This window comes from Pseudomonas sp. (assembly GCF_035554175.1).
Lineage (GTDB): Bacteria > Pseudomonadota > Gammaproteobacteria > Pseudomonadales > Pseudomonadaceae > Aquipseudomonas.
Window position 1 is genome coordinate 1 of sequence record NZ_DATMIV010000056.1, and the last position, 14,790, is coordinate 14,790.

Annotated in this window: 15 protein-coding genes; 4 read left to right on the forward strand and 11 right to left on the reverse strand. The window is 61.5% G+C overall.

Going from position 1 to position 14,790, the window contains the following annotated elements:
• The first annotated feature begins 274 nt into the window (after positions 1–274).
• Positions 275–1,288, forward strand: a complete 1,014-nt coding sequence (locus VNV36_RS24975; RefSeq protein ID WP_325721613.1) for an AI-2E family transporter — start codon at positions 275–277, stop codon at positions 1,286–1,288.
• A 134-nt stretch (positions 1,289–1,422) separates the two neighbouring features.
• Here the strand turns inward: VNV36_RS24975 and VNV36_RS24980 are convergent, their stop codons facing one another.
• The gene (locus VNV36_RS24980) at positions 1,423–2,697 is read right to left on the reverse strand and encodes an Hsp70 family protein (protein WP_325721615.1); all 1,275 of its coding nucleotides are present in this window, start codon (positions 2,695–2,697) and stop codon (positions 1,423–1,425) included.
• A gap of 291 nt (positions 2,698–2,988) precedes the next feature.
• On the opposite strand from VNV36_RS24980, the gene VNV36_RS24985 reads away from it, so the two are divergent.
• The 3 genes from VNV36_RS24985 (at position 2,989) to VNV36_RS24995 (ending at position 5,856) form a co-directional block, all read left to right on the forward strand.
• Positions 2,989–3,927 (forward strand): DnaJ C-terminal domain-containing protein, encoded by a 939-nt coding sequence (locus VNV36_RS24985; RefSeq protein WP_325721617.1) that lies wholly within the window; start codon positions 2,989–2,991, stop codon positions 3,925–3,927.
• Positions 3,928–3,950: 23 nt separating this feature from the next.
• Positions 3,951–4,256 carry a chaperone modulator CbpM gene (locus tag VNV36_RS24990; RefSeq protein ID WP_325721619.1) on the forward strand — a complete coding sequence of 102 codons (306 nt, stop codon included), beginning with the start codon at positions 3,951–3,953 and terminating at the stop codon, positions 4,254–4,256.
• A 334-nt stretch (positions 4,257–4,590) separates the two neighbouring features.
• A complete protein-coding gene (locus tag VNV36_RS24995) occupies positions 4,591–5,856 on the forward strand; it encodes an SET domain-containing protein (protein WP_325721621.1) in 1,266 nt (421 codons plus the stop codon).
• A 60-nt stretch (positions 5,857–5,916) separates the two neighbouring features.
• Here VNV36_RS24995 and ureC read toward each other — a convergent pair whose 3' ends face one another.
• From ureC to urtB, 10 genes are all read right to left on the reverse strand, one after another.
• A complete protein-coding gene (ureC, locus tag VNV36_RS25000) occupies positions 5,917–7,617 on the reverse strand; it encodes an urease subunit alpha (protein WP_325721624.1) in 1,701 nt (566 codons plus the stop codon).
• Positions 7,618–7,775: 158 nt separating this feature from the next.
• Positions 7,776–8,084 (reverse strand): urease subunit beta, encoded by a 309-nt coding sequence (locus tag VNV36_RS25005; RefSeq protein WP_325721626.1) that lies wholly within the window; start codon positions 8,082–8,084, stop codon positions 7,776–7,778.
• On the reverse strand, positions 8,081–8,617 hold the full coding sequence (locus tag VNV36_RS25010; protein ID WP_325721627.1) for a GNAT family N-acetyltransferase: 537 nt from the start codon (positions 8,615–8,617) through the stop codon (positions 8,081–8,083). Before VNV36_RS25010 ends, VNV36_RS25005 begins: the two co-directional genes overlap by 4 nt.
• Before the next feature lie 5 nt (positions 8,618–8,622).
• Positions 8,623–9,156 (reverse strand): GNAT family N-acetyltransferase, encoded by a 534-nt coding sequence (locus tag VNV36_RS25015; protein ID WP_325721629.1) that lies wholly within the window; start codon positions 9,154–9,156, stop codon positions 8,623–8,625.
• Between the two features lie 9 nt (positions 9,157–9,165).
• Complete coding sequence (gene ureA, locus VNV36_RS25020) at positions 9,166–9,468, reverse strand: urease subunit gamma (protein WP_003221215.1); 303 nt, start codon at positions 9,466–9,468, stop codon at positions 9,166–9,168.
• Positions 9,469–9,529: 61 nt separating this feature from the next.
• A complete protein-coding gene (locus tag VNV36_RS25025; RefSeq protein WP_325721634.1) occupies positions 9,530–10,369 on the reverse strand; it encodes an urease accessory protein UreD in 840 nt (279 codons plus the stop codon).
• Between the two features lie 43 nt (positions 10,370–10,412).
• On the reverse strand, positions 10,413–11,111 hold the full coding sequence (gene urtE / locus VNV36_RS25030) for an urea ABC transporter ATP-binding subunit UrtE (RefSeq protein WP_325721636.1): 699 nt from the start codon (positions 11,109–11,111) through the stop codon (positions 10,413–10,415).
• 127 nt (positions 11,112–11,238) lie between these two features.
• Complete coding sequence (urtD, locus tag VNV36_RS25035; RefSeq protein ID WP_414705543.1) at positions 11,239–12,108, reverse strand: urea ABC transporter ATP-binding protein UrtD; 870 nt, start codon at positions 12,106–12,108, stop codon at positions 11,239–11,241.
• A complete protein-coding gene (gene urtC, locus VNV36_RS25040; RefSeq protein WP_325721639.1) occupies positions 12,105–13,184 on the reverse strand; it encodes an urea ABC transporter permease subunit UrtC in 1,080 nt (359 codons plus the stop codon). Before urtC ends, urtD begins: the two co-directional genes overlap by 4 nt.
• Positions 13,184–14,686 carry an urea ABC transporter permease subunit UrtB gene (gene urtB / locus VNV36_RS25045; RefSeq protein WP_325721641.1) on the reverse strand — a complete coding sequence of 501 codons (1,503 nt, stop codon included), beginning with the start codon at positions 14,684–14,686 and terminating at the stop codon, positions 13,184–13,186. The genes urtC and urtB overlap by 1 nt, the downstream gene beginning before the upstream one ends.
• Positions 14,687–14,790: the final 104 nt, after the last annotated feature.

Consider the following 14,790-nt stretch of genomic DNA (forward strand, 5'->3'; position numbering starts at 1 on the left):
GAAAACACAGGCGTTGGTAGCTCTTGCTCGCAAGCTCTGTCGAGTGGCGTTCGCCCTGATGAAGAACCAGAGCGAATATCGCTTAACCTGAAATTGCGGGGTTGCTACGCAACATAGAATCTCCCACATTTGAAATGCATTCCCTGTGGGAGCGAGCCTGCTCGCGAAAGCGTCGCTGAGTGCACCGCCAATCCCAAGCCCCGCATATCCCTAGTGCTAACCCCGGATCGCTGGCAGACTGCCCATCCTTTCACGCCGTTCGTTTTGAGGCTGTATGCCAACGTTTTCTGAGCGTCATGTTGTGTTCTGGGTCAGTTGCATCATTATTTTTGGCGGTTTGCTGCTGGTGCTGCCGCTGCGCTTGTTGCCGAGCCTGCTGGCCGGGCTGCTCGTCTTCGAGCTGGTCAACATGCTCACCCCGCAACTGCAACGGCTGATCGAAGGGCGGCGTGCGCGCTGGCTGGCAGTGGCACTGCTCGGGACGCTGGTAGTGAGTGTGCTGGCGTTGATCTTCGCCGGGGCTATCAGCTTCCTTTTGCACGAAGCGGAAAACCCCGGCGCGTCGCTGGATAAATTCATGGGCGTGGTCGATCGTGCGCGTGGGCAACTGCCACCGTTCATCGACGCCTATCTGCCGGCCAGCGCGGCGGAGTTTCGCCTGGCGATTGGCGAGTGGGCGAGCAAACACCTGGCTGACCTGCAACTGGTCGGCAAGGACGCGGCGCACATGTTCGTCACCCTGCTGATCGGCATGGTGCTCGGCGCGATCATCGCCCTGCAGCGTATTCCCGATGTAACCAAGCGCAAGCCGCTGGCCGCGGCCCTGTTCGACCGTTTGCATCTGCTGGTGCAGGCGTTCCGCAATATCGTCTTCGCGCAGATCAAGATTTCCCTGCTCAACACCGTGTTCACCGGGATCTTTCTTGCGGTGATCCTGCCGATGTTCGGCATCAAGCTGCCGCTGACCAAAACCCTGATCGTGCTGACCTTCCTGCTCGGCCTGCTGCCGGTGATCGGCAACCTGATGTCGAACACGCTGATCACCATCGTCGGCCTGTCGCTGTCGATCTGGGTAGCGCTGGCCGCGCTGGGCTATCTGATCGTTATCCACAAGCTCGAATACTTCCTCAACGCGCGCATCGTCGGCGGGCAGATCAGTGCCAAGTCGTGGGAGTTGCTTTTGGCGATGCTGGTGTTCGAGGCGGCGTTCGGCCTGCCGGGAGTGGTGGCCGGGCCGATTTATTACGCTTATCTGAAGAGTGAGTTGAAGCTCGGAGGAATGGTTTAAAGCCGATTCTTCAGCGCCTGAGCGGGCCTCTTCGCGAGCAGGCTCGCTCCCACATGGAATCGCATTCCTTCAGTTGAAATGCGATCCACTGTGGGAGCGAGCCTGCTCGCGAAGGGCGCGCCGCCAGTTATGGATCAGTCCATGGCGCCGTAGCGCTTCATCGCTTCAATCGCCAGGCCGCTGCCAATGCTGCCAAAGATGTTGCCTTCGACATGCCGCGCCTTCGGCAGCATCGCCGCAACGCTGTTGCGCAGGGCCGGAATGCCGCTGGAACCACCGGTGAAGAACACCGTATCGACCTGATCGACCGCCACGCCGGCGTCATTCAACAGTTGCGTAACGCTGCCGCGCACCCGCTCCAGCAGTGCCTCGATCGCCGATTCGAACAGCGCGCGGGTCAGCTCGACGCTCAGCCCGGCCTCGATGCGGTCAAGCGGAACGTGGCGGCTGTCGGCGTGGGTCAGCTGGATTTTGGTTTCTTCCACTTCCATTGCCAGCCAGTGCCCGGCGCGCTGTTCGATCAGCTTGAACAGACGATCGATACCGCCGGTGTCCTCAATGTCGTAGCGCATGCTGCCCAGCGCCAGGGTCGACTTCTGCGAGTACACCGAGTTGATCGTGTGCCAGGTCGCCAGGTTCATATGGTGGCTGGTCGGCATGTAGGCGCCGCTCTTCATCCGGCTGCCGTAGCCGAACAGCGGCATCAGGCCCTGCAGGCTCAGCTGTTTGTCGAAGTCGGTACCGCCGATGTGCACGCCGCCGGTGGCGAGGATATCGTCGTGACGGTTATCGACACCGCGACGCTCCGGCGACAGGCGCACCAGCGAGAAGTCGGAGGTACCACCGCCGATGTCGACGATCAGCACCAGCTCTTCTTTTTCGATGGTCGACTCGTAGTCGAATGCCGCCGCGATCGGCTCGTACTGGAACGACACTTCCTTGAAGCCGATTTTGCGAGCCACCTCGACCAGAGTGTCTTCGGCTTCCTGGTCGGCCAGCGGATCGTCATCGACGAAGAACACCGGACGGCCCAGCACCACTTCTTCGAATTCCCGACCGGCGGCGCCTTCGGCACGGCTCTTGAGCTGGCCGATGAACAGCCCGAGCAGGTCCTTGAACGGCATGGCCGTGCCGAGAACGCTGGTGTCGTGCTTGATCAGTTTGGAACCCAGCAGGCTTTTCAGCGAGCGCATCAACCGGCCTTCGTAGCCCTCCAGATACTCGTGCAGGGCCAGGCGACCGTACACCGGGCGGCGCTCCTCGAGGTTGAAGAAGACCACCGACGGCAGGGTGATCTTGTCGTCTTCCAGCGCAATCATGGTGTCCATGCCGGGGTGCAGCCAGCCGACGGTGGAGTTGGACGTGCCGAAGTCGATGCCGCAGGCACGGGCTGGAGAGGCGTCTTTCATGTCTTTCGGATTCCGGTCAAAAAACGGCCGCGCAGTGTATGTCAGCACGCGGCAGATTCGAAGGCCGGTCATCCGCTATTTCGCGACAAAGAAGGTTGAAAATCGCCGCTTCGCCCCAAACTTGCTGGCATGGGCCGGCAGACACACCGGCGGTCGCAAGAACCGCCGTCCACTGCCGATAAACTTCTGCGGCGCCACCCGGTCACAACCTTGAGATCGGTCAACCCGGCACGCGCCAATCGGGCGCACGCTGGCATCGGCGCGAAATCGATAACGGATGGTGATCCTTCAATGGACTTCAAAGACTATTACAAGATACTCGGCGTGGAGCCGACAGCTGACGACAAGGCGATCAAGGCGGCCTATCGCAAGCTGGCGCGCAAGTACCACCCCGATGTCAGCAAGGAAAAAGACGCCGAGGCCAAATTCAAGGACGCCTCGGAAGCCTATGAAGCGCTGAAAAGCGCCGACAAGCGCGCCGAATACGACGAACTGCGCCGTTATGGCCAGCACGGTCAGCCGTTCCAGGGCCCGCCGGGCTGGCAGAGCCGTGGCGGTTTTGGCGGTGGCGACACAGGTGACTTCTCGGACTTCTTCAGTTCGATCTTCGGCAATCGCGGCCCCGGTTTCGGTGGCGCGGACAGCCGCCAATCACGCGGACGCCGAGGGCAGGACGTGGAAATGGAACTGCCGGTTTTCCTCGAAGAAACCCTGTCCAACGAATCGAAGAAAGTCACCTTCCAGGTGCCGCAATACAACGCTCACGGCCAGCACGTCAGCAACACCAGCAAGAGCCTGAACGTGAAGATTCCGGCCGGCGTTACCGACGGCGAGCGTATTCGCTTGAAGGGCCAGGGTGCACCAGGCGTCGGTGGCGGGGCGAACGGTGATCTGTACCTGACCATACGTTTTGCGCCACATCCGAAATTCGACGTAGAAGGCGAAAACCTGATCATCACGCTGCCACTGGCCCCGTGGGAGCTGGCGCTGGGTACCGAAGTGGCCGTGCCGACCCTGACCGGCAAGATCAATCTCAAGGTTCCGGCCGGCAGCCAGAATGGCCAGCGCATGCGCGCCAAGGGCCATGGTCTGCTGAACAAGGCTGGCGAGCGCGGGTATCTGTTCGTGCAGCTCAAGGCTGTGATGCCGAAAGCGTCCGACGACGAGGTCAAGGCGCTGTGGCAGGAACTGGCGAAGAAAGCCGCGTTCAACCCGCGAGAGAACTTCTGAACCCGACGACGGAGTGGCCCATCATGAGCAACCCCCTGATCGTTCAACTGGATCTGGCAGAATTCTGTGAGGCGGCCGACCTGTCGGACGTTTACGTGATCGAAATCGTCGAGCACGGCATCCTCGAACCTCAGGGCGCACAGCCCCGGGAATGGCGCTTCACCGATTACGAACTGGCTCTGGCCAAACGCGCCGCCAAACTGCGGCGCGACCTGGAGCTGGAGTGGGAGGGGGTTGCGCTGGCGCTGGACCTGCTGGAAGAGGTGCGTGAGCTGCGCGCCGAAAACCGCATGTTGCGCCAGCGGTTGGGGCGGTTGGTGATTGAGTAGATTGTCTGGGTCTTTTCGGGTTGGCGCACAGCCGTTTCGCGAGCGGGCTCGCTCTCACAGGGTTAGTGTTTGCGGGTATTTCCGCCGGTGTTAAGCGCGAACGTGGTCTGATATTTTCCGGGCACAAGTCGGCAATGGATGCCGACTGTCGTAGCGCCAGCCAAGCTGGCCTGTCGCTGCGCAATCTTTGCAAGGAAGCCTGTTCATGCCAGTCAAGCCAAAACCCCCCAAAACCGGGGCCGATGTAACCACCCCTCCGCGCACCTCCGGTGATTCAATTTCCCACGGGTCCGAAACGCTGCGTTTTACCCCAGACCCATTGGGTCGCAGGCCTGTGCCAGATACCCGCGAGCCGGGCAGCAGCACTGTGCACTCCGATGAGGCTGGCGCTACGCACAACGTGCAGGTCCATCCGGTGCCGTCCGGTTCTGATGCTGTATCTGCGCCTCAGGTACCCTCTCTACAGGATTATCTGATTCCGCCGACGATCGTCTTGCCGGCCGCCGATGCCCAGGGATTGCGCGTGTTAAAGGGCCGCCAGTTCGGCGATGTGCAGGGTGGCGGTACGGTGCTCATCGGCATCGATGCCCAAACCGGTCTGTACCGGGCCAGACTGTCTAGCGAGGCGCAACCCACCGGCCCGGTGCTGGCGTACGATCCGCTGAACAATCATTGGTATCCGCTGCAGGACTTCAGCGTCTCGCAGGGCGCCGTCTCCCTGGCACGCGAAAGTCGCCGGGTGAGCCGCCAGAGTGATGACGCGTACGAGTCTGCCCTCGAAGAGCTTTCCAGCGATGCAGAGGGAGAGGAAACGTTTTATCTGGCTTCTGAATCCATGCCGATCAAACCGTACACCGCACAAGAGCTGCACACGATGAGCAGCGAAACGCGCTATTCGTTCCTCGCCAATCAACTGGGCACCTACGATCGCGCCAACAACGGCAAGTACCCGATGCGGGACACCGCCGGCAGACCGATTCGCATCAAACGCCTGGAAAACAAAGTGCGTTCGGCCAATGGCATCCTGTATACCTCGGAGCAGATCAAGCCCTACATCAAGTTTGGCGAGCATGAAACGGTCGCCCGCTTGTATGAGGAGAAGCTGCAATGGCGCCTGTTCACCGAAGCCGATGTCAGAGTCCCCGGTGAGCGAGCCTTGATTGGTCAGTCCATGGTGGTGGCCAACCGCCGCATTGCCGATGGCGAAGCACTGGGGGTCTACGGTGGCGCCATCACGCCGGCACGTTTCGTACAGCCCCATGAACAGACCTTCAGCATGCTGGCAGGCATGCGTTATCAATATGGCCCCGGCCAACTGATAGAAGACCCGCTGGCGATACTGGGGGACAACATTCTGTCGCGAATCAATTCCAACTTTGAATATGACGCCACCGGCAAGCCGGTACGCCAGGCAAAGGAGGGTTATAACGTCGTACTCGTTCCGTTCAACGTCGAGGCGCAACAGTGGATGGGCAAGCAGCTGGTGACCAAGGACTTTATCCTCAACGCCATCTTTGCCACTCAGGACATACCGGCGGGCACTGAGTTGCGTCTGGATTACAACTACAGCGACCAGCAGATGTCGTGGGCGTTTCCATGATCGGTTGGTGAGCGCGTCTGAATACGGACATGCACCGTCCGTATTCAGCTTTTGCGCTTGTCAGAACAGGAAATACCGCTGCGCCATGGGCAATGTTTCGGCCGGCTCACACCACAGCAACTCACCATCGGCCTTGACCTGATAGGTCTGCGGATCAACGTCGATGTCCGGCAGGTAGTCGTTGTGAATCAGGTCGGTCTTGTGCACATCACGGCAACCCTTTACCACGGCGATCTGCTTCTTCAGCCCCAGCGCTTGCGGCAATCCGGCTTCCTGCGCCGCCTGGCTGATGAAGGTCAGGCTGGTGGCGTGCAGCGAGCCGCCGTAGCTGGCGAACATCGGCCGGTAGTGCACCGGTTGCGGCGTCGGGATCGAGGCGTTGGCATCGCCCATCAGGCTCGCGGCAATCGCGCCGCCCTTGAGGATCAGCGTCGGTTTCACACCAAAGAACGCCGGCCGCCACAGCACCAGATCCGCCCACTTGCCGACTTCGATCGAACCGACTTCATGGCTGATGCCGTGGGTGATCGCCGGGTTGATGGTGTATTTGGCGATGTAGCGCTTGGCGCGGAAATTGTCGTTGCCTTCGCCGTCCTGCGGCAGCGGGCCGCGCTGTTTTTTCATCTTGTCGGCGGTCTGCCAGGTACGCGTGATCACTTCACCGACGCGGCCCATGGCCTGGCTGTCGGAGCTGATCATCGAGAACGCGCCGAGGTCGTGGAGGATGTCTTCGGCGGCTATCGTTTCGCGGCGGATTCGGCTTTCGGCGAAAGCGACGTCTTCGGCAATGCTCGGATCGAGGTGATGGCAGACCATCAGCATGTCCAGGTGTTCGTCGATGGTGTTGCGGGTAAACGGCCGGGTCGGATTGGTCGAGCTCGGCAGCACGTTGGGGAAACCGCAGGCCTTGATAATGTCCGGCGCATGGCCGCCACCGGCGCCCTCGGTGTGATAGGTGTGAATGGTGCGGCCCTTGAAGGCGCCGAGGGTGGTTTCGACGAAACCGGATTCATTCAGGGTGTCGGTGTGGATCGCTACCTGCACGTCATACTGGTCGGCAACGCTCAGGCAGTTGTCGATGCTGGCCGGCGTGGTGCCCCAGTCTTCGTGCAGCTTGAGGCCGATGGCGCCGGCCTTGACCTGTTCGATCAGCGGCTCCGGCAGGCTGGCGTTACCCTTGCCAGTGAGGCCGATGTTCATCGGGAACGCATCGGCGGCCTGGAGCATGCGCGCCAGATGCCATGGCCCGGACGTACATGTCGTGGCATTGGTGCCGGTGGCAGGTCCCGTGCCGCCGCCGATCATGGTGGTGACGCCGCTCATCAGCGCCTCTTCGATCTGTTGCGGACAGATGAAGTGGATGTGGGTGTCGATGCCGCCAGCGGTGAGAATCATGCCTTCGCCGGCAATGACTTCGGTGCCCGCGCCAATGGCGATGGTCACGTTGGGCTGCACATCCGGGTTACCGGCCTTGCCGATCGCGGCGATGCGCCCGTCCTTGAGGCCGACGTCAGCCTTGACGATGCCCCAGTGATCGATGATCAGAGCGTTAGTGATCAGCGTGTCGACCACCTCGGCGGCCAGCAACTGGCTCTGGCCCTGGCCGTCGCGGATGACTTTGCCGCCACCGAATTTCACTTCCTCGCCGTAGGTGGTGAAGTCCTTTTCGACCTCGATCCACAGCTCGGTATCGGCCAGGCGCACCTTGTCGCCGACGGTGGGGCCGAACATGTCGGCGTAGGCGCTTCTAGTAATCTTCATGTGCATGCCTTGGGATTCAATTGTTTTTGAGATCGCTCGCATAGCTCGCTATCGCAGCCTCGCTGCGCTCGACAGCTCCTACAGTCAGTGATCGGCTTGAGACCGTGTGATGTTTGTAGGAGCTGCCGAAGGCTGCGATCTTTTGGGGCGCAGCGATATCAGTCGAGCTCGCCCATGATGCGTCCGGCAAACCCGAACACTCGGCGATGCCCGGCGTAATCGACAAGCTCGACCTCGCGGCTCTGTCCCGGCTCAAAACGCACGGCGGTGCCAGCGGGAATGTTCAGGCGCATGCCACGACTGGCCGCACGATCAAACATCAATGCATCGTTGGTTTCAAAAAAGTGAAAGTGCGAACCCACCTGGATCGGCCGGTCACCGCTGTTGGCTACTTTCAGGCTGACGGTGCGACGGCCGACGTTGAGTTCGATGTCGCCGGGCTGGATCTGGTACTGGCCAGGAATCATCGCTGGGCTCCTTGCAGGACTTTGTAATAGAGGGCGGTCGGGCGATAGGTGCCGTTCGGATCGCAGGCGTAATCGGGGATTTCGCCGGCGCGAACGTAGCCCAAAGCTTTGTAGAGATCCTCCGCCGGCGAGCCGGCCTCGGTGTCGAGATAAAGCATGCCGCGTTTGTGTTTCGGCGCCTCGAGTTCCAGCGCGCTCATCAATTGTTGACCGAGGCCGCGCCGCCGGGCGTGCTCGCGCACCAGCAGTTTTTGTACTTCGGCGCGGTTCAACCCGTTGGCCTTTTGGCACAGCGCCAGTTGCACACTGGCCAGCACCTGCTCGTCCTTGACCACCACCCAAAGCAGCGTGTTGCCCTTGTTGACGTGATCCTGCACCTCGTCGAAATAGTCGCGCGCCTGCGCGGCGTCAAGGTCAGCCATGAAACCGACGCTGGCGCCGTAGCCGACGGCGTCGAGCAGCAGGTCGATCAGGCCCTGGCGATAGTGGGCAAAGCTTTCAGCGTTGACGCGGCGCAACTGGGCGGCGTTCATCGACATCACTCCTTGTGAGTATCCGGCGGTTGTGCGCCGGGGTTGAGGGCCAACTGCATGAACGTCAGATCGAGCCAGCGGCCGAACTTGGTGCCCACTTGCGGCATCTGCCCGGTGATGTTGAAGCCGGCGCGTTCGTGCAGGCGGATCGAGGCGGCGTTGCCGCTTTCGATGGCAGCGACCATGACGTGTTTGCCGCAGGCGCGGGCACGTTCGATCAGCGCGCTCATCAACTGCGGGCCGAGGCCGTTGCCGCGTTGATCGCTGCGCACGTACACCGAATGCTCGACGGTGTGGCGGAAACCGTCGAACGGTCGCCAGTCGCCGAACGAGGCGTAACCGAGCACGCTGTCTGCGTGATCGACGATCACCAGAATCGGATACGCCTGCAGCTGACGCGCGTCGAACCACGCCTCACGGTTGCCGAGGTCGACGGCCTGCTCGTTCCAGATTGCCGTGGTGTTGAGCACGGCGTCGTTGTAGATGTCGCGGATCGCCGGCAGGTCGGCCCGGCTCGCATCGCGAATGCTGTAAGTCATGGTGCGGCCTCAGACGATCGGCTGGTGGACGGTGACCAGCTTGGTGCCGTCGGGGAAGGTCGCCTCGACCTGGATCTCCGGAATCATTTCAGGGATGCCTTCCATCACTTGTTCGCGGCTGAGCAGGGTAGTGCCGTAGTGCATCAGCTCGGCCACGGTCTGTCCGTCACGGGCGCCTTCGAGCAGCGCGGCGGAGATGTAGGCCATGGCTTCCGGGTAGTTGAGTTTCACGCCACGAGCCAGCCGCCGTTCGGCGACAAGGCCGGCAGTGAAAATCAGCAGCTTGTCTTTTTCGCGTGGGGTCAGGTCCATGGTTGGAATCCAATATCGGCAGTTAAGAATGATCATGTTGATCGCGACAGGGGAATGCATTTCAGGTGTTCCAGATTCTTGGGGGCATGGCTTCGCGCCCGAGCAGCGCGGGTCTGAGCAAACGCCATAATTCGATCAGCCAGGCGCGGGCGAGCAACGCCTCACTGGCCAGACACCGCGCCACCAGCAGCCCCGGCAATTGCGTCAGATCCCCGCGCACCTCATGCCCCAGCGAGCGGCATTGCTCCAGCAACCCGGCATCAATTTCACCGGTGACCAACAACGTCGCAAACACCGGGTTGCTATCCAGTCCGATGGGCGAATCAAGCAAACCATCGTTGCCGACAATGCGCTGACGTTCATGCCAGAGCAACCGACCGTCGCGGCGGATATCCAGATGCGCCTGAAAATGCCCAAGGTCGAACCGTTCGTCACTGGCCGGACGCCCCAGCGCCACCACGTCCCAGTAGAACAGCCGCGCGTCACCTTCAAGCTCAATTGTTGTGGTCAGCTCAGCCTGCGCAGCGCTGTAGACGATGGTTTCCTGCGGCAGCCATTCCAGCGTAGCACCAGCGGCGATATGCAAATCGAGCTGCTGATACGCAGGGCCGCCGGCGCGATACCACTTGGCGGCGCCGGGGCTGGTGATCTGTGCCCAGGCGTCGTGTTCGACGCGGGCGCTGATGTCCAGTCGATCACCGCCGGCAATCCCGCCCGGCGGGTGGACAATGATGTGTTGGCAGACTTCAGGGCCTTCGGCGTACAAATGCTTTTGCACGCGCAACGGGCCGAGGTGGCGGCGCATGACCGGGCGCGTGCAGTCGCCGAAGCGTGCGTAGGCCAGTTCCAGCTCGGCGTGCCAGCTCGGGGTAAACAGGGCAGGTAAGGCAATCGAATTCATGATTTGTGATTATCGTTAGGAAGCTACAGATTAGACCGCCGCATCAGATCGTGACCAGCCCGCGTACACCCTCGGCCTCCATATTTTCACCACGCCCCTGCTGAACGATCTCACCCCGGGACATCACCAGGTATTGATCGGCCAGTTCCGCGGCGAAATCGTAGAACTGCTCGACCAGCAGAATCGCCATGTCACCGCGCGCCGCGAGCTGTTTGATCACCGCGCCGATTTCCTTGATCACCGACGGTTGAATGCCTTCGGTCGGTTCATCGAGGATCAATAAGCGCGGACGACTGGCCAGCGCCCGGCCGATTGCCAGTTGCTGTTGCTGACCGCCGGACAGATCACCACCACGGCGCTGCTTCATTTGCAGCAGCACCGGGAACAGTTCGTAGATGAAATCTGGCACTTGCCTGGCTTCACTGCCGGGGAAACGCGAGAGGCCCATCAACAGATTCTCTTCCACGGTCAGGCGCGCGAAGATTTCCCGGCCCTGCGGCACATAGGCGATACCGGCATGCACCCGCTGATGCGGCTTGAACGTGGTGATCGGTTTGCCTTCCCAGTTCACCGCGCCTTCCCTGGCCGGCAACAGGCCCATCAGGCATTTGAGCAGGGTGGTCTTGCCCACGCCGTTTCGCCCGAGCAGGCAGGTGACTTCGCCGACTTTCACGTCGAAACTCAGGCCACGCAGGATGTGGCTACCGCCGTAGTACTGGTGCAGCTTGTCGACTTGCAGCATGTCCAGAATCTCCTCAAATCCCCTGTAGGAGCTGTCGAGTGAAACGAGGCTGCGATCTTTTGATCCTGATCCTCAGAAGCAAAATCAAAAGATCGCAGCCTTCGGCAGCTCCTACCTAGGGCAATCTTCAGCGGCCGAGATAGACCTCGATCACCCGCTCGTTTTCCTGCACCTGCTCCAGCGAGCCTTCGGCCAGCACGCTGCCCTGATGCAGCACCGTGACGTGATCGGCAATCGAGCCGACGAACCCCATGTCGTGCTCGACCACCATCAACGAATGCTTGCCCGCCAGTGACTTGAACAGCTCGGCGGTGAACTCGGTTTCGGCGTCGGTCATGCCCGCCACCGGTTCATCGAGCAACAGCAATTGCGGGTCCTGCATCAGCAGCATGCCGATCTCCAGAAACTGCTTCTGCCCGTGGGACAACAGCCCGGCCGGGCGATTGACCGAAGTGGTCAGGCGAATGGTCTCCAGCACTTGGCTGATGCGGTCTTTCTGCTCGCCATTCAAGCGCGCACGCAGACTGGCCCACACCGACTTGTCGGTCTTCTGCGCCAGTTCAAGGTTTTCGAACACGCTGAGGGCTTCGAACACCGTCGGTTTCTGGAACTTGCGACCGATGCCGGACTGGGCGATTTGCACTTCGCTCATCTGCGTCAGGTCGAGGGTTTCGCCGAACCAGGCCTTGCCGTGGCTGGGCCGGGTCTTGCCGGTGATCACGTCCATCAGCGTGGTTTTACCGGCGCCGTTGGGGCCGATGATGCAGCGCAGTTCGCCGACGCCGATGTACAGGTTGAGATCATTCAGCGCGCGAAAGCCGTCGAAGCTGACGCTGATGTCTTCCAGGGTCAGGATCGTGCCGTGGCGCGTATCCAGGCCGGGGCCTACGCGCTGGCCGAGGCCGATCGAGTCGCGGCTGGTGCCCTCGTCCTTGTTGGGATCTGCAGGGAAGAACGCAGGTTCGAGCATGAATTCAGCCGTCGCGGTCACTCTCATTGTTCACCTCGCTTTTTCAGCAGACCGATCACGCCCTTGGGCAGGTACAACGTCACGACGATGAACAGCGCGCCAAGGAAGAACAGCCAGTATTCGGGGAAGGCCACGGTGAACCAGCTCTTCATGCCGTTGACCACACCGGCGCCGAGCAGTGGCCCGATCAATGTGCCGCGCCCGCCGAGAGCGACCCATACGGCCGCTTCGATGGAGTTGGTCGGTGACATTTCGCTGGGGTTGATGATGCCGACTTGCGGCACGTACAAGGCTCCGGCCAGGCCGCACAACACGGCGCTCAGCACCCAGACGAACAACTTGAAACCACGCGGGTCGTAGCCGCAGAACATCAGACGGTTTTCCGCGTCGCGCAGGGCCGTCAGCACCCGACCGAATTTGCTTTGCGCCAACCGCCAGCCAATCAACAGACTCGCGACCAGCAGCAACACCGTGGCCAGGAACAACACTGCACGGGTGCCCGGCTCAGTGATGCCGAAACCGAGGATGGTGCGGAAATTGGTGAAGCCGTTGTTGCCGCCAAACCCGGTCTCGTTGCGAAAGAACAGAAGCATGCCGGCGAAGGTCAGCGCCTGGGTCATGATCGAGAAGTACACGCCCTTGATCCGTGAACGGAAAGCGAAGAAACCGAACACCAGCGCCAGCAAGCCCGGCGCCAGCACCACCAGGCACATGGCCCAGAGGAAACTGCTGGTGCCGCTCCAGTACCACGGCAGTTCGCTCCACGATAGAAAGGTCATGAACGCCGGCAAGCCATCGCCAGCGGCCTGACGCATCAGGTACATGCCCATCGCATAACCGCCGAGGGCGAAGAACAGACCGTGGCCCAGCGACAGCATACCGGCGTAACCCCAGACCAGATCCAGCGCCAGAGCGACGATGGCGTAGCAGAGAATCTTGCCGACCAGGGTCAGCGTATAGGCCGAGACGTGCAGGGCGTGGTCCGGTGCGAGCAGGGACAGTAATGGCAGGGCGATCAGCAGCGCGAGGATTACAGCACCGACCGCGAGCGTGACTTTCGGCCCGGCCTTTTGCGTGGCCGTGACTAACAGAGGCTGATTCATCAGTCGATCACCCGTCCTTTCAGTGCGAAGAGGCCTTGCGGACGTTTCTGAATGAACAGAATGATCAGCGCGAGGATGAGGATCTTGCCGAGCACCGCACCGATCTGCGGTTCGAGAATCTTGTTGGCGACGCCTAAGCCAAACGCGGCGAGCACGCTGCCGGCCAGTTGGCCGACCCCGCCGAGCACCACCACCAGAAACGAGTCGATGATGTAGCTCTGGCCCAGGTCGGGGCCGACGTTGCCGATCTGGCTCAGCGCCACGCCGCCGAGGCCGGCAATGCCTGAGCCGAGGCCAAAGGCGAGCATGTCCACGCGTCCGGTGGGCACACCGCAGCAGGCGGCCATGTTGCGGTTCTGGGTGACGGCACGCACGTTGAGGCCGAGCCGGGTTTTGTTCAACAAGAGCCAGGTCAGCACGACGACGAACAGGGCAAAAGCAATGATGACGATGCGGTTGTAGGGGAGCACCAGATTGGGCAGCACCTGAATCCCGCCGGACAGCCACGCCGGGTTGGCCACTTCAACGTTCTGCGCGCCGAACACCAGCCGCACCAATTGGATCAGCATCAGACTGATGCCCCAGGTCGCCAGCAGAGTTTCCAGCGGTCGCCCGTAGAGGTGGCGGATGACCGTGCGCTCCAGCGCCATGCCGATCGCGGCAGTGACGAAAAACGCCACCGGCAGCGCAATCAGCGGATAGAACTCGATGGCCTGCGGCGCGTAGCGCTGGAACATCAGCTGCACTACGTAAGTCGAGTAGGCGCCGAGCATGAGCATTTCACCGTGGGCCATGTTGATCACGCCGAGCAGGCCGAACGTAATGGCCAGACCGAGGGCGGCGAGCAGCAGAATCGAGCCCAGTGACATACCGCTGAACGCCTGGCCGAGGACTTCGCCGATCAGCAGTTTGCGCTTGACCTGGGCGAGGCTGGTTTCGGCCGCCGTGCGTACGCCAGCGTCGCTTTCCACGCCGGCTTCGAGCAGGCCTTCAAGGCGGGTGCGGGCCAGCGGATCACCGGTTTCGCCGAGCAGACGCACAGCGGCGAGGCGCACCGCCGGGTCGCTGTCGACCAGTTGCAGATTGGCCAGCGCCAGGCTCAAAGCCGCGTGGACGTGTTCATCTTTTTCCCCAGCGAGCTGCTGGTCGAGGAATTTCAGCTGCGCGGGTTTCGCGCTTTTCTGCAATTGCTGCGCGGCGCTCAGACGGACTCTGGCGTCGGCGGCGAGCAACTGATGGCTGGCCATCGCGGTGTCGATCAGACTCCGCAGGCGATTGTTCAGGCGCAGGGTTTTGCTTTGGCCGTCGATGCTCAGTTCGCCTTGTTGCAGGGCGTTGAGCAATTCGATACGGGCCGGATCGGGCTGCGCGGCCCAGGCTTCCAGCAGTCTGGCCTGTTGCATCGGGTTGGCCGCGACGAAGTCTTCGGCGTCGCCGGCGTGAGCCAGCATGGGCAGCAACAACGCGATGGCACAGATAAATCGGTAAAGGGCAGTGGGCATAGTCAGTCGCCTTGACGCGGACATTGTGGGAGCGAGCCTGCTCGCGAAAGCGGTCTGTCAGTCACATGGATGTTGGATGTGCCGACGTCTTCGCGAGCAGGCTC

Bases quoted from the DNA above. Each gene is read 5' to 3' on its own strand.
- VNV36_RS24985 (WP_325721617.1), top strand. From the start codon at position 2,989: ATGGACTTCAAAGACTATTACAAGATACTCGGCGTGGAGCCGACAGCT.
- VNV36_RS24980 (WP_325721615.1), bottom strand. From the start codon at position 2,697: ATGAAAGACGCCTCTCCAGCCCGTGCCTGCGGCATCGACTTCGGCACG.
- VNV36_RS25015 (WP_325721629.1), bottom strand. From the start codon at position 9,156: ATGACTTACAGCATTCGCGATGCGAGCCGGGCCGACCTGCCGGCGATC.
- VNV36_RS24990 (WP_325721619.1), top strand. From the start codon at position 3,951: ATGAGCAACCCCCTGATCGTTCAACTGGATCTGGCAGAATTCTGTGAG.
- urtD (WP_414705543.1), bottom strand. From the start codon at position 12,108: ATGAGAGTGACCGCGACGGCTGAATTCATGCTCGAACCTGCGTTCTTC.
- VNV36_RS24975 (WP_325721613.1), top strand. From the start codon at position 275: ATGCCAACGTTTTCTGAGCGTCATGTTGTGTTCTGGGTCAGTTGCATC.
- ureA (WP_003221215.1), bottom strand. From the start codon at position 9,468: ATGGACCTGACCCCACGCGAAAAAGACAAGCTGCTGATTTTCACTGCC.
- VNV36_RS25010 (WP_325721627.1), bottom strand. From the start codon at position 8,617: ATGAACGCCGCCCAGTTGCGCCGCGTCAACGCTGAAAGCTTTGCCCAC.
- urtE (WP_325721636.1), bottom strand. From the start codon at position 11,111: ATGCTGCAAGTCGACAAGCTGCACCAGTACTACGGCGGTAGCCACATC.
- ureC (WP_325721624.1), bottom strand. From the start codon at position 7,617: ATGAAGATTACTAGAAGCGCCTACGCCGACATGTTCGGCCCCACCGTC.
- VNV36_RS25005 (WP_325721626.1), bottom strand. From the start codon at position 8,084: ATGATTCCTGGCCAGTACCAGATCCAGCCCGGCGACATCGAACTCAAC.
- urtC (WP_325721639.1), bottom strand. From the start codon at position 13,184: ATGAATCAGCCTCTGTTAGTCACGGCCACGCAAAAGGCCGGGCCGAAA.
- VNV36_RS25025 (WP_325721634.1), bottom strand. From the start codon at position 10,369: ATGAATTCGATTGCCTTACCTGCCCTGTTTACCCCGAGCTGGCACGCC.
- urtB (WP_325721641.1), bottom strand. From the start codon at position 14,686: ATGCCCACTGCCCTTTACCGATTTATCTGTGCCATCGCGTTGTTGCTG.